Annotated in this window: 15 protein-coding genes; 7 read left to right on the top strand and 8 right to left on the bottom strand. The window is 41.7% G+C overall.

Features of this window, described 5'->3' with window-relative positions; genetic code table 11:
• Positions 1–47 precede the first annotated feature (47 nt).
• Entirely contained in the window at positions 48–176 is a 129-nt protein-coding gene (locus MKZ02_RS20965; protein WP_120036405.1) for a 3-methyladenine DNA glycosylase, read from the top strand.
• A 119-nt stretch (positions 177–295) separates the two neighbouring features.
• Positions 296–1,429, top strand: a complete 1,134-nt coding sequence (locus tag MKZ02_RS20960; protein ID WP_340856069.1) for a zinc-dependent alcohol dehydrogenase — start codon at positions 296–298, stop codon at positions 1,427–1,429.
• Positions 1,430–1,468: 39 nt separating this feature from the next.
• On the opposite strand, the gene MKZ02_RS20955 is transcribed toward MKZ02_RS20960, so the two are convergent.
• A complete protein-coding gene (locus tag MKZ02_RS20955; protein WP_340856067.1) occupies positions 1,469–2,767 on the bottom strand; it encodes an NCS2 family permease in 1,299 nt (432 codons plus the stop codon).
• 821 nt (positions 2,768–3,588) lie between these two features.
• On the opposite strand from MKZ02_RS20955, the gene MKZ02_RS20950 reads away from it, so the two are divergent.
• Entirely contained in the window at positions 3,589–4,947 is a 1,359-nt protein-coding gene (locus MKZ02_RS20950; protein ID WP_340851863.1) for an IS1182 family transposase, read from the top strand.
• Positions 4,948–5,086: 139 nt separating this feature from the next.
• Here MKZ02_RS20950 and MKZ02_RS20945 read toward each other — a convergent pair whose 3' ends face one another.
• Together MKZ02_RS20945 and MKZ02_RS20940 are read right to left on the bottom strand one after the other, a co-directional pair.
• Positions 5,087–6,085 carry an inorganic phosphate transporter gene (locus tag MKZ02_RS20945; protein ID WP_120036408.1) on the bottom strand — a complete coding sequence of 333 codons (999 nt, stop codon included), beginning with the start codon at positions 6,083–6,085 and terminating at the stop codon, positions 5,087–5,089.
• A 14-nt stretch (positions 6,086–6,099) separates the two neighbouring features.
• On the bottom strand, positions 6,100–6,717 hold the full coding sequence (locus tag MKZ02_RS20940) for a DUF47 domain-containing protein (protein WP_120036409.1): 618 nt from the start codon (positions 6,715–6,717) through the stop codon (positions 6,100–6,102).
• 187 nt (positions 6,718–6,904) lie between these two features.
• Here MKZ02_RS20940 and MKZ02_RS20935 point away from each other — a divergent pair, with 187 nt between their 5' ends.
• A complete protein-coding gene (locus tag MKZ02_RS20935) occupies positions 6,905–7,759 on the top strand; it encodes an aldo/keto reductase (RefSeq protein ID WP_340856063.1) in 855 nt (284 codons plus the stop codon).
• 161 nt (positions 7,760–7,920) lie between these two features.
• On the opposite strand, the gene MKZ02_RS20930 is transcribed toward MKZ02_RS20935, so the two are convergent.
• The gene (locus MKZ02_RS20930) at positions 7,921–8,823 is read right to left on the bottom strand and encodes an RluA family pseudouridine synthase (protein ID WP_340856061.1); all 903 of its coding nucleotides are present in this window, start codon (positions 8,821–8,823) and stop codon (positions 7,921–7,923) included.
• 128 nt (positions 8,824–8,951) lie between these two features.
• On the opposite strand from MKZ02_RS20930, the gene MKZ02_RS20925 reads away from it, so the two are divergent.
• Complete coding sequence (locus tag MKZ02_RS20925) at positions 8,952–9,353, top strand: DUF5365 family protein (protein WP_340856058.1); 402 nt, start codon at positions 8,952–8,954, stop codon at positions 9,351–9,353.
• A gap of 177 nt (positions 9,354–9,530) precedes the next feature.
• Here the strand turns inward: MKZ02_RS20925 and MKZ02_RS20920 are convergent, their stop codons facing one another.
• The 3 genes from MKZ02_RS20920 to MKZ02_RS20910 form a co-directional block, all read right to left on the bottom strand.
• Entirely contained in the window at positions 9,531–10,001 is a 471-nt protein-coding gene (locus tag MKZ02_RS20920) for a thioredoxin family protein (RefSeq protein ID WP_340856056.1), read from the bottom strand.
• 1 nt (position 10,002) lies between these two features.
• Positions 10,003–10,419 carry a disulfide formation protein C gene (locus MKZ02_RS20915; protein ID WP_120036414.1) on the bottom strand — a complete coding sequence of 139 codons (417 nt, stop codon included), beginning with the start codon at positions 10,417–10,419 and terminating at the stop codon, positions 10,003–10,005.
• Between the two features lie 157 nt (positions 10,420–10,576).
• Complete coding sequence (locus MKZ02_RS20910; protein ID WP_041099076.1) at positions 10,577–10,795, bottom strand: YhdB family protein; 219 nt, start codon at positions 10,793–10,795, stop codon at positions 10,577–10,579.
• A 180-nt stretch (positions 10,796–10,975) separates the two neighbouring features.
• Here MKZ02_RS20910 and MKZ02_RS20905 point away from each other — a divergent pair, with 180 nt between their 5' ends.
• Both MKZ02_RS20905 and MKZ02_RS20900 read left to right on the top strand, forming a co-directional pair.
• On the top strand, positions 10,976–12,385 hold the full coding sequence (locus tag MKZ02_RS20905) for a SpoVR family protein (protein ID WP_120036415.1): 1,410 nt from the start codon (positions 10,976–10,978) through the stop codon (positions 12,383–12,385).
• Positions 12,386–12,525: 140 nt separating this feature from the next.
• Positions 12,526–13,212, top strand: a complete 687-nt coding sequence (locus MKZ02_RS20900; RefSeq protein WP_120036416.1) for a TrkA C-terminal domain-containing protein — start codon at positions 12,526–12,528, stop codon at positions 13,210–13,212.
• A 118-nt stretch (positions 13,213–13,330) separates the two neighbouring features.
• Here the strand turns inward: MKZ02_RS20900 and MKZ02_RS20895 are convergent, their stop codons facing one another.
• The gene (locus MKZ02_RS20895; protein ID WP_340856050.1) at positions 13,331–14,158 is read right to left on the bottom strand and encodes an EcsC family protein; all 828 of its coding nucleotides are present in this window, start codon (positions 14,156–14,158) and stop codon (positions 13,331–13,333) included.
• Positions 14,159–14,216 lie beyond the last annotated feature (58 nt).

Below are 14,216 nucleotides of genomic sequence, written 5' to 3'. Positions count from 1 at the left end.
ACAGGAAATAAATAAAGATATCAGACAAGTAAAGGAGCGAATAGAAAATGAGTAAAGAGACTGGCAAGCAACAAGAGCAGGAAAATCTGTCAATTGAGCAAAAGGAAAAAAGAAGGCGCGGTGAAGATATCGAGCCACAGCGAGAAGTGGATAAGCCGACGCATTCTGATTCATAAAAAAAGAGATCAGCACATATTGAGGATTTTCTCAATATGTGCTTATTTATTTGATCAATATTTTAAGAAGAGTTAATTATGGGTATAAGACGAAGGAGTCTATCATAAGGAGGAGCCATATGAAAGCTGTTACTTACCAGGGAGCAAAAGATGTGCAAGTAAAAGAAGTGGAAGATCCTGTTTTGCAAAAAAGAGACGATGTGATTGTTCGCATCACCTCCACAGCTATTTGCGGATCGGACCTTCATCTTTATCAAGGCAATATGCCGCTGCGTCCGGGCTATATTATCGGGCATGAGCCAATGGGAATTGTCGAAGAAGTGGGGCCAGATGTAACGAAAGTAAAAAAAGGAGACCGAGTCGTTCTGCCGTTTAATGTCTCATGCGGCCACTGTTTCTATTGCCAGCATGACATGGAAAGTCAATGTGACAATTCCAATCCTCATAAGGATACGGGAGGATACTTCGGTTATACAGAACAATACGGCAATCATCCCGGAGGCCAGGCAGAATATCTGCGAGTGCCATTCGGAAACTTTATGCCGTTTGTTGTTCCTGAATCTTGTGAACTGGAGGACGAGGCTTTATTATTCATGTCGGACGTGTTGCCAACAGCCTATTGGAGCGTGGAACACTCAGGCATGAAGCCGGGGGATACGGTTGTCGTTCTTGGGAGTGGCCCCATTGGATTAATGACGCAAAAGTTTGCGTGGATGAAAGGAGCCAAGCGGGTTATCGCTGTTGACTATTTGCCTTATCGTCTGCAGCTTGCTCAAAAAATGAACAATGTAGAGGCGTATAATTTCTCCGAATATCCGGAAATGGGTCACCACATTAAAGAGCTGACAAACGGAGGAGCAGATATCGTTATCGACTGTGTAGGAATGGATGGGAAAAAATCAGCGATTGAAAAAATCGAACAAAAATTAAAGCTGCAAGGTGGTACATTAAGTGCGATCAATATCGCTAAAGATGCCGTAAGAAAGTTTGGCACCGTTCAGTTAACTGGAGTATACGGGCTTATGTACAATATGTTTCCGCTCGGCAATTTCTTTGAGAGAAACATCACATTGAAAATGGGCCAGGCACCGGTTATCCATTACATGCCGGAGCTATTTGAAAAAATTACAGCAAGTGAAATTAATCCGACGGAAATTATTACGCATATTATGCCGTTAGACCAAGCGCCACAGGCTTATAAAATTTTTAATGATCATGAGGACGAATGTGTAAAAGTTGTATTAAAACCTTAAAAAAGAAGAAGCCGGATCCGGCTTCTTCTTTTCAAAAGTTTAGTGAGGCAAAAAGGCAAGCTGGTAAAAGAACAGAACAGCAAACACATAAACGAGTGGATGCACTTCACGGAATTTTCCGCGAACCACTTTCAATAGCGGGTAGGAAATGAAACCGAGAGCAATACCTGTTGCAATACTAGACGTTAATGGCATGCTAAGAATAATTAAAAATGCTGGAAATGCTTCATCAAGCTCATTCCAAGTAATCTTGGCGACACTTTCCATCATTAAGCAGCCAACGATAATCAGAGCAGGAGCTGTGATAGCCGGCAAGCCGGATACCGCACTGACGAGCGGCCCAAAGAAAGCAGCAAGCACAAACAATCCAGAAACAACAACAGTCGTAAGCCCTGTACGTCCGCCAGCAGCGACCCCAGTTGAAGATTCTATATAGGCACTTGTCGGGCTTGTTCCAAAGATAGAGCCGGCAGTAGCCGCAATAGAATCAGCGAGAAGGGCCTGGCGCGCTCGTGGCATAGTTTTGCCTTTCATCAAGCCAGCCTGCTGAGCCACAGCAATCATGGTCCCTGTTGTATCAAAAATAGTTACTAATAGGAAGGAGAAGACGACAGCATATAAGTTATGCTGAATCACATCTCCAATAGCAGTGAACGGGTTAGAAATCAGCAGCCCCTCTGGAAGAGAAGGAGCGGAGACAATCTTAGTAATTTCTAATTGACCGGTGAAATAAGCAATCACACTCGTAATAAGCATCCCAATAAACAAGGCCCCATTTACTCTCATAACCATCAGTACAATAGTAATGGCGAGCCCTGCCAAGGCTAACAATGCTCCAGGGCTATGGAGATCGCCCAGCGCTACTAAATTTGTCGGATGATCAGCGATAATACCAGTTTGACGAAGCCCAATAAAGGCGATAAATAACCCGATTCCCGCTGTAATTCCATGCTTAAGATTATCTGGAATAGCAATAATTAATTTTTCTCGGAAAGGAGTCAAGGATAAGGCAATAAAAATAAGACCGGCGACGAAAACAGCAGCAAAAGCTGTCGAATAAGTAATGTCTCCGTGAGAACCGACAACAGAATAAGCAAAATATGCGTTCATACCCATTCCCGGGGCAATCGCAATCGGATAATTGGCCATGAGAGCCATCCATAATGTTCCGATGACAGTAGCAATAATCGTGGCTGTAAATACTTGATCAAATGGTACACCTGCATCCTGTAGGATAATTGGATTCACCACAACAACGTATACCATTGTTAGGAATGTAGTCAGACCAGCGATTACTTCTTTTTTTGTATTTGTTCCATTTTCCTTTAATTTAAACATTGGAAACCTCCAAAATACGAACATTAAAAATCACACTTAATATAATATTCGTTTTGTTGAGTAGATGCAATAGGAAAATAAAAAAGAGTGATCTTTTGATCACGAACAAGCCATGTTGTTCAGTATTGGTGAAACTAGTGCGTGAATGGAGAGCTATTTCTTATTATGGTAGCGAAAAAGCAAGATATCCAAAGTTTCTATTGAGGCAAAAAGAATACGCGGTTAAGATGAAGGTGCAAGTGAACGAATGGTTATACTGGCTAGCGGGCTTTTAATAAAAGGCTCTGTTAAAGAAGGATATTTTTTCATCGTTGATTGTAGCGGAAAGCGTCCGCCTGCAGTGAAAATCAACCATTAAGTATCACAGAGCCTAATCAAAAGGAAGAAACCATTTTTTAGAAGGGGGAGATAAAATGCCTGGAAGCAAGCAGGAAAAGATACTCATCATTCTCATGTTTGTTATTGCCTTCGTTCTATTTTTAAATATTTTAAGAAAATATGTATTTTAAAAAGCTGTTCCGCCATAGCGGAACAGCTTTCAGACTGTAGACAAACTCAATGAAATTCTAGAGTTTGTCTACAGTCCTTTTTATTTTGCTTGTGAATGGGGGCTGTTGATTTCCATTCCAGGCGCTTCGCTTTCCGCGGGGCGGGCGGTGAGCCTCCTCGCCGCGAAAGCGCCTGCGGGGTCTCACCTGTCCCGCTGATCCCGCAGGAGTCTTTGCGCCATTCATTTCAATCAACAGGGGTTACAAAGTTAGAGTAGCCGTACAACCATACCTGTTTTAAAATAAATAGATCAAACACTTGAGGTGAGAAAGATGCTTTCGAAAAACAATCCAATCCAACGGAATCAAATAGAAATGATCGCTCTAGACCAGCTTGTACCAGAGAATCACCTGGTCCGTAAAATGGAGGCAGCGATGGATTTCTCTTTTATTTATGACTTGGTGGAAGGATTGTATGCGGAAGTGGGCCGCCCAAGCATTGATCCAATTATTTTAATTAAACTAACATTTATCCAATATGCCTTTGGCATTCGATCCATGCGCAAGACGATCGAGGAAGTGGAAACGAATATGGCCTACCGCTGGTTTCTCGGTTATGGATTCCATGATAAAGTGCCGCATTTCTCTACCTTCGGTAAGAACTACGAGCGTCGCTTTAAAGATACCGACCTGTTTGAACAGATCTTCTATCGTATCTTAAAAATAGCTGCCGAGAAAAAGCTCATTAGTGCGGAGCACGTTTTTGTGGATTCCACTCATGTAAAAGCTAGCGCGAATAAGCGTAAATTTGAAAAGAAAATGGTTCGCAAAGAAACACGCGCGTATCAGGAACGCCTCCAAGAAGAGATTAATCAGGACCGAGAGGATCATGGAAAAAAGCCGTTCCCGCCAGATAAGTTCGATAAAGAAGAAACAAAAGAAATCAAGGAAAGTACAACCGATCCGGACAGTGGCTACTACGTTAAAGACGAACGAACCAAACAATTTGCCTATTCCTTTCACGCGGCCGCAGACCGTAAGGGATTCGTAATTGGCACAATGGTCACACCAGGCAACACACATGACAGCCAAATCTTAGAGCCGTTAATGGAGAAAGTGATAGAAAAGGTAGGAAAACCTAAAGCTGTTGGTGCAGACGGAGCTTACAAAACACCTGCCATTGCCAGTTATTTAATGGAAAACGGCATGACACCTGCTTTGCCTTATACACGGCCGCGCACAAAAGAGGGCTTCTTCAGAAAGCATGACTATGTGTACGATGAACATTTTGACTGTTACCTTTGTCCGGCAGGGGAAGTATTGAATTACTCAACGACGAATAAGGAAGGCTATCGTGAATACAGATCACCCAAACAGGTTTGTACCTCCTGCCCTTTTTTAGCTAAATGCACGAAAAGCAGAAATCATCAAAAAGTGGTGACACGCCATATTTGGCAGAAATATATGGAAGAGGCCGACCATCTTCGCCACCACGAAGAAGTTAAAGCGATTTATGCGGAGCGAAAAGAAACGATTGAGCGTGTATTCGCAGATGCAAAAGAAAAGCATGGCATGCGTTGGACAACGTTAAGGGGACTTAAAAAATTGTCGATGCAAGCGATGCTTACTTTCGCTGCCATGAATCTCAAGAAAATGGCCAGCTGGACTTGGCGAGAACCAGAAATGGCTTAAATGATGACCTCGGAGAGGTCTATCTTTCTCTCGAATGGCTTTAAAACTACCGAAAAATCAAAAGGGGTTCGGAATAAGACTATTCCGAACCCCTTTTGTCGACAAACTGAAAGCTGTTCCGCCATAGCGGAACAGCTTTTTATAGGAATAAATCAAGAATGAAGTAGGTTAAAGCGGCAATTGTAGCCGATATTGGCAATGTGATCACCCACGTAATTAACATGCGCTGGGCCGTTCCCCATTTAACACCGCGAATCCGATGTGAAGCGCCTACCCCTAAAATGGAAGAAGAAATGACATGAGTAGTACTGACTGGCAAATGGATAAATGTAGCACCGAAAATGATGGCTGCGGATGTTAAGTCGGCCGCAACACCATTAACTGGACGAATCTTCATAATTTTTCCGCCAACCGTTTTAATGATCTTCCAGCCACCTATAGAAGTCCCAATTCCCATGGCAGCCGCACAGGAAAACTGTACCCAAAACTGAATATCCGTTGTCGACTGGAAGTTGTTAGCGATCAGTGCCATTGTAATAATCCCCATCGCTTTTTGGGCATCGTTCGTACCATGTGTGTATGATTGCAAGGCAGCCGTAAAAATTTGAAAGTGGCGGAACCGGCGGTTTGTTTTCGGTAAGTTATTGTCCTTAAACACCACTTTGAATATGCTGTATACGATAAAGCCGCCAATAAAAGCAATAATTGGCGAAAGAATCAGTGCTTCAATAATTTTTAAGAAGCCACTGTAATTCAAAATTCCCACACCGGCAGCTGCAATCGCCGCCCCAGCAATAGAACCAATCAAGGCATGAGAGGAACTGCTCGGAATTCCGTAATACCATGTAAGTAAATTCCAAAGGATAGCAGAAATTAAAGCCGCTAAAATAACGGTCGAACCATTTTCAAGCATAAATGGATCAACAATATCCTTTGTGATGGTCTTTGCTACTCCAGTGAATGTCATGGCCCCAAGAAAGTTCATAGAAGCTGCCAGTATAATAGCATGGCGGGGCTTAAGAGCCTTCGTGGAGACGGAGGTAGCAATAGCATTTGCCGTATCATGGAAGCCGTTAATAAAATCAAATGATAAAGCGCAGACAACGATTAATACTGTAACAATGAGTAGAGAATCCATAAATAGGGCGCTCCTTAAGCGTTTTTCATAATGATGGTTTCGAGAGTATTGGCCACATCCTGACAGAAATCAGCAATTTGTTCTAAGCTCTCATAAATTTCTTTTAGCTTAATGAGTTGAATTGGGTCTTTCTCTGTGGCGAACAGATGTTTAATGGATTGGCGTCTTATGCCATCACAAGCTGTTTCGTAATCTTTAATTTTAATGACATGCTCACGGATTGGCAGTAGCTTTTTCGTCTCAAGCAAGTCAACGGCCCGTTCAATTTCAACTGAACAACCGCGAATGGCTTCAACAAATTTCAGCATATATTCATCGACGTTAATAATCGAGTACATTTCAAACATCGCTGCTGTTTCTTCAAGACCGTCAAGGACATCATCCATGCTCATCGCAAGCGCTAAAATGTCTTCCCGCTCGATCGGTGTGATAAACGACTGGTTCAATTCCTTAATAACCTCGTGAATTAATTCGTCGCCTTTGGTTTCGAACGTTTTCATCTCGTTGTAAAAGATTTTTAAATCGCTGGCGTTCTTTAGTTTGTAGTCAGCAAAGTAATCGGCACTTTCCTTCAAATTGACTGCAATTGAATTAAGCAAGATAGTGAATTTATCCTTTTTGTGTTTAAACAATTCGAAAAGCCTCCTAATTATAAAAAATGGCTAACAGCACTATTTTACTTGAATAAAGCCCAAGAAAAAAGAGTTTGTCGAAAAAAGGCAGAAAAATTATTTGTTTAAACGGCTTTCCCCAGCTAAATGGTCGATTCTGCTTTTATTTGACGGTAAAATACAAGTAAATCTGAAAGGAGGAATAAAAATGAAAGTTGTTGAAAATCTCCAAGGCACGCTAACTTTGAACAATGGACTGGCAATCCCGCAAGTAGGACTCGGTGTCTATAAAATGACGGATGAGGCAGAGGCGAACTTTGCCATTCAGTCGGCCCTGCGCATGGGATATCGTCTCATCGACACGGCAGCTATTTATGAAAATGAACAGATTGTTGGCCAGGCTATAAAAGAAAGCGGCGTGAACCGTGAAGAAGTGTTCCTTACTACAAAAGTGTGGAACAGTGATCAGGGATATGATGAAACCCTGAAAGCATTTGACACCTCATTAAATAAACTGCAAACGAATTATCTGGATTTATATTTAATTCACTGGCCTGGAAAATCCAAAGAGAAGTACCGGGAAACATGGCGGGCACTCGAGCAGTTATACAGCGAAGGAGCCGTTAAAGCGATCGGTGTCTGCAACTTCCAAATCCACCATCTGGAAGGATTGCTTGCTGTCTGCAACGAGGTGCCGGCCATTAATCAGATTGAGAATCATCCATACTTGACTCAGGAAAAAGTGAGAAAGTACTGCCAGGAAAAAAACATTATGGTAGAGGCATGGTCGCCAATCGCTCGCAATAGGCTGGCTAACGAACCGACACTGAACCACATAGCGAAAAAACACAACAAGTCAGTTTCACAAATTATTCTACGCTGGCACCTGCAAAATGGCACAGTCGTTATTCCAAAATCCATTCATGCTGAACGGATGAAAGAAAACAGTGAACTTTTTGATTTTCAACTTTCCCTTGAAGACATGAAAAATATCAACGCCTTAAACAAAGGAGAAAGAATCGGTCCCGACCCCGACCAATTTGAAAATGGCTTTGCAAATTAAAAGCGCAAGGCGCTCGCCCAGCGTGATAGGAGGTTGGAGGAATGTCTGTCGGAGTCGTTCGTTGACGCCAACAGACATTCTGAAACCGCCGTACACGCTAGAGCCTGAAGCTGGATAAAGCTAAAAGCGCAAGGCGCTCGCCCAGCGACCGTTCAGCCAATTTAAGTGAAGAGAGAGCGAATGTCATCTGGAACAGTTGACTGGCAAACGATTGTTTCACCGGTGAACGGATGAGGAATTTCGATTTTAGCCGCATGAAGAGCTTGTCTTTTTACGAGTGGCTCTCCTCCGTATAGACGGTCTCCGACAAGAGGGTGACCGCTGGCAGAAAAGTGAACGCGAATTTGATGAGTTCGTCCAGTCGCAAGCTGACATTCTACAATAGAGAGCTTGCGGCTTTTATTTCTCTGCAGCACACGAAAATAAGTGAGAGCAGATTGGCCCGATGGTGAGATGCGTCTCCTCGTGGGATGATGTCTATCTCTTCCGACCGGCTTGTTGATCGTTCCTTTATTTTTTTGCATGATGCCGTGAACGGCAGCGACGTAAGTTCGTTTAATAAGTCGATCTTGCAGAAGGTGGGAGAGAACCGTATAGGCTGCTTCATGCTTGGCAAATAGAACGACACCGCTCGTCTGTTCATCCAAACGATGAACATGGCGGATAAAACCACACTCTCCGGATAATTGGACATGATAAGCAACTGCATTGAGTAAAGAGTTGATTTCTTCCTCCTGATTAGGGTGAGTTTTCATTCCAGCTGGCTTATTCACAACGAGCAAATGGTCGTCCTCATATAAAATATCCATATCAAAGAACGAAGGAACAGGGCTTTCTGTGGAAGAAAGGAATAGCGGAATCTGCAAGGCATCATTCTCCCTGAGAGCAGCTTGCCAATCAGCTGTTTTTCCATTTAATGTGATGGCTTGATCCATTCTCCATTGATGAATCAGTTTTTTGGGCAGCTTCCACTTTTCTTTAAAAATAGAATAAGCGGTTTCCCCTTCCCACTCCAAAGGAATGCTAATTTCGTAAATAGTACCTTTGCGCTTTGTCTTATACAAAATGGTTCCCACCTTTAGGTTATCTTACCCCATTTCACAAAATTACCAACGTTATTAAATGAGGTTATATGTTATTCTTGAACTATCTATCAGATCATTAATTAGGATATAGCAGGGAAGGTGTTTTTTTGAAAGTAATTATTGCCTCCACTACCGAGCAGGAAGAAAAAATTAATGAATTAATTTGGCAATTAAAGGAGGAAGTTTTCCCCCGCTTCTTTGAAGAAGAAGAACTGAGAATCATGTATGAATTTGGAATATTGGAATTGACAGATAGTCACTTTAAGCTTTTTGGAACTCTCCAGGATGCTTTTCAAGTGATCTCTAGTCTTCAAACAATTTTATCTATCCTTGAAACAAACGATCCTGCTAGTCTGCCCTCGCACTATCAGGAAATGTTTGAAAGAAACACAGCGATTTTAGAAGCGTTTGATATTAGTTTTCCTTTCTTTCTCAGTCATTTTACCAATAAAAGAAGTCTGATCCCCTATTTAACTTCTCTTACCCCGTCCAACACATACTTGATGTAAGCCTTCTGTGCAACCAGAAGGCTTTTTTATTAGGGCTCGGCTATCCCTAATTGTTGATTTCTGCTCCGATTTTTTGTTGAAAAACCCTATTCACCTTTAACAGAGCCTCTGTTTTAAAATTATAATTAACAAGCGATCATAAAAGAAGCCCCTGCCATTGGAGACAGGGGAGTTCTTTTATTTTTCTTTATGGGCATCCAAAAATTGTTCAAGCGTTTCTTTCGGCTGGCTGCCGACGAGGCGCTCCTGCTCTTCGCCATTTTTAAAGTAGACAAGAGTTGGTGTTGATTCAATCTGGTAATGATCCCATCCATCTTCAAATTCCAGAAGATTAAACTGATTGATATGAGTATTCTTTTCTTTAGCAAGCGGCATAAGAACTGGCGTAGTAGCCTGACAATGAGGACAGGTTGGGCTATAAAAATAAACAAAAAGGTCTTCTCCGTCCTCTAGCTTCTTGTCCAACTCATCCGGCAAGATAAGGTTGCTGTAGTTTGGATCATCAAGTTGTTTAATCGTTTCGGGATGAAGCTCTTTTTTACCATAAGGATTGTCCTTTGACGCTTCATTTTGCTGATATTTGGTGAGGAAAACAATTGCTGCAAATATAATTAAAATAACAGCCGCAAAGATAATAATTTTTTTCATGCTAGGCAACGTCCTTTCCTTTAATAACGAGGAGGCTGGTTATAAAAATAATAATGAATGCTGTAAGTGCCAAAAAAGGGATAGTAATAAAACCAAACCAGTTAATGTACATTCCTGTGCACGGTACCCTTCCGCATGCTGGAGCACTGTTTGTAAAAAAATCAACTTTTTGAATAGCGTAATGATAAAGAGAAATACAGCCCCCGATAGCTGAAAGGGTTAAGGAATAGCGGGCAGCAGCCATATCTTTTTTTATGATGGCAAGCCCCAGGATTAAAACAAGTGGATACATAAGAATCCGCTGATACCAGCAAAGCTCGCAAGGCTCATATTTCATCACTTCTGAAAAATATAAGCTGCCGAGCATCGCAATAAAGGAAGCGCCCCAAGCGATAAAAAGCAGGTTTTCTTTTTTCATACATTCTCCTTTTCTATATAAATTTCTCTAAATGATTATAGTATTAGCAGCTGAAAAAAGTAAAATAATCAGTCCTAAAAGTGCAAAGAGACATGAGAAAGAGCAGCTGGAAAGGCTTTTTTTACCTTCCCAGCTGCTTATCACTGGTGGAATTCCTCTAGGCATTTAATGAGTTGGCATGCTCCACATAGTGGAATAATGTATAAAAAGTTTTTTCCACAGCAGAATAAGAATTAGGGAATGAGCGGGCATGGAGAAAATGTTCAATTTTCTTCGACAGTAAATGATCTTTTGTCCGCACCATCAATATGAGCAGATTTGTCCAGTCTGAACGATGAACATAGTACAGTACACGGTCATAATCTGTATAATCCATTGCTTATCCCCCCTTGTTCGAGGAACTATCTATAGTATATGTTCCCCCTCAAAAAACTCTCTCTGTAAATACTGGCATAGCCCCCGTTTAAAAATTGAATAAGGATTTGGCGGAAAAGAGGGTATGACCCTTTGCTTTTTTTCATAAGTATTTGTTAAAGGGCAAAAGGGGGAAGCGAAAATGAATGAGGCAGAAATGAAAGACCTTCAGTATGCCATTGATGAAATTACTGAAATTGCCACGGGATTCGGCCTTGATTTTTATCCGATGAGATATGAAATTTGCCCGGCGGAAATTATTTATACGTTTGGCGCCTACGGCATGCCGACCCGGTTTTCTCACTGGAGTTTTGGCAAACAATTTTTCAAAATGAAACTACAATATGATCTTGGTCTTAGTAAAATATACGAGCTCGTAATTAATTCAAATCCATGTTATGCCTTCTTGCTTGATACGAATTCTTTAATTCAGAACAAACTGATTGTAGCTCACGTATTGGCTCATTGTGATTTCTTTAAGAATAATGTCCGTTTCCAGCAAACGAACCGACATATGGTAGAAAGTATGGCTGCAACAGCTGACAGAATCCATCAATATGAAATGGACCATGGCAAGGAAACGGTAGAAAAGTTTTTGGACGCTGTGCTGGCCATTGAGGAGCACATCGATCCTTCGCTTCTAAGACGGCAGCTCTACTGGCAAACAGACGAACCAGAAGTGGAGCAGGAGAAGAAGAAGGGGCCTTATGATGATCTTTGGCTGCTTGATGAGACAAACACATTTGAAATTACACCGAAAAAAGCAAAGAAAACAATTCCTCCCCGGCCGGAAAAAGATGTCATGCTGTTCATTGAACAGTATAGCCGAGACCTTGAGGACTGGCAGCGTGACATTATGACAATGGTAAGAGAGGAGATGCTTTATTTCTGGCCGCAGTTAGAGACGAAAATTATGAATGAGGGCTGGGCTTCTTACTGGCACCAACGTATCGTGCGTGAGCTTGATTTAACACCGGGAGAAGCAATTGAGTTTGCTAAGCTAAACGCGGGTGTCGTCCAGCCGTCGCGCACGTCGATCAATCCTTATTATTTAGGACTGAAAATGTTTGAAGATATTGAAGAACGGTACAATAACCCAACGGAGGAAATGAAGCGCCACGGAGTTAAAGCAGGATCAGGACGAGAAAAAATATTTGAAGTCAGGGAAGTTGAGTCTGATATTTCGTTCTTACGCAATTATTTAACGAAAGAGCTCGTTTTAAGAGAAGACATGTATTTATTCCAGAAAAAAGGGAAAGATTATAAGATAATCGATAAAGAATGGACAAACGTGCGCGACCAACTCGTTAGCATGCGAGTGAACGGCGGATTTCCTTATTTGACAGTGAATGACGGCGATTATATGAAAGCGGGAGAACTGTATATTAAACATTGGTACGAAGGAATTGAGCTGGACCTGAAGTATTTAGAAAAGGTTTTGCCGCACCTATATACGTTATGGGGAAGAACCGTTCATTTGGAAACAATGGTGGAAGACCGGGAAATTCTCTTTACCTTTAGTGGCCACAAAGTGCAGCGTAAGTATTTATAACGAGCGGGTGTCCGGATTTCCGGCCACTCGTTTTTTTATTCATTCCAAATTTTTTAGCCGTTGTTCGTATGTTAGTTTTATTTGCGAACGGAAGGGGAAATATTTCTTGAAGCTAATTTCCGGAAGGAGAGCAGAAAATAATGGGATTAGTTTTTATGGTTCTCTATTTTTTAATTGTCGCTTTTGTTATAGAAATTTCTGTTACTTTATTTAATTTAACTGGATTAGAAACAGCAGTTTCCCGTTATCAAGTGGTCTCTATGCTCACAAATACCGGATTTACTACAGATGAAGCCCAGTTGGTCCTTGATCATCCAGTTCGCAGGCGGCTGAGTATGTTTCTTATTTTATTTGGGGCTTTTTCACTTGCGGTGGTAATTTCTTCCATCACCAATATACTATCAAATGACTTGCGTGTAAAAGAATTGACGATAATTAATGTGATTCTGCTCATTCTTTTGATGATCGGGAAAACCCCTTTTATTAAGGAGCGGCTGAAAAAGAAATTAAACAGGGAAATGGAAAAAAAATTAGAAATCTCAGAGCTGCCTATTAAAGATGCGCTGTACTTAGACGAGGATGATTTGGTAACGGATGTGGTCATTGAAAAAGATTCTGAATTCATCGACCGGAAAGCAGTAGACCTTGTGGAACGTGATGAAGACATCAGCATTTTATTTATTAAACGCGGCAAAGTGAATATTCGCAATAAGCTGGATGAAGAAAAGATCCATGAGGGAGATCAGTTGTTCATTTATGGAAATAAAAAACAAATAGAAAAGAAGTTCCTGAAGGCAGATGAAAGAATTGAAAGCTCTTCAGACTAGAAGGCAATAAGCTGTTCATTGTAAGTAAAGGCTGGATTTTTTATTGGCCGCTACCTGTGGCCTCTCCATCATCCTTCACCTTTGTACGCAGATAGTCTTAAATAAACAAGCTGAAGGCTCAGTCGTATGAGCCTTCAGCTTGTTTATTGGTTTCTTGCAGGCGCTCCATTATGCGCCGCTTTTTATATAGCATGCTACCTGCTTCTGCCACGTCAAGAACGGCCGAGCGGTTTGTAAAAGCCCCAAATATCACTCCAGCTACCGGTATAAGCTGCATCATTTTCTTCCAGCCGAATTGATCTCGGTATGTATAGACAACTTCACGCCAGCCTTGCAACTGTGACATCATTTCCCGGCTTTGCCCCCGCCCTTCATAGAAGCCGGACAAGTCAGTTAAAATGGCTTTTTTTCCAACAACGTCTGAAGAAGTAAATTGTAAACATTTAATAATAAAGATACGCTCAGCCTTTTGCTTTGGATCATAACCGTAGGCAATGGCAATTTCTTGAAGGGTTTTCAAGGACAAGCCAAGAAGCAAAGGAATGTCTACAGCTAAAGTGAATAGACCGCCGATCCCGGTTGAAGCTCCCTGGACGGTTGCCATGTTGGCGCGGGATTTTTTTAATTCTTCGGCTATGGCATCCATCGTTTGAAGGTTCACTCTCCCGACATCCTCCACTGATTCAATCGTTAATTTGGGATGGGCCTCCTGCACTCTCTTCAAAACAGTTTTTTCCTGGACGAGATATTGTCCGCCTGTTTGAATAAAGCTGCCAATTTCATCAAGCAGCAGAGCGATTTTGTCCTGGATGATCTTTGGGGTCACTTTATCGAGCAGTTTAAAAGGAAGGCGGGCAATCTTATCCCAGATCCATAAGTGCTTCTGTTCTTGTTCCCATTTATTGATTGATTCAAGCTCAGCTAATAATTGTTCTTTCGTTTCCATAGCTATCCCACCTTTTGGTATGTTAATTAATGTACGTTAACGGTACGTATAAGGTTTC

The sequence above is a fragment of the Pseudobacillus sp. FSL P4-0506 genome, assembly GCF_038003025.1.
GTDB lineage: Bacteria > Bacillota > Bacilli > Bacillales > Domibacillaceae > Pseudobacillus.
Note: the sequence above shows the minus strand (reverse complement) of the source record. Positions and strands in the feature narration are given on the sequence as shown.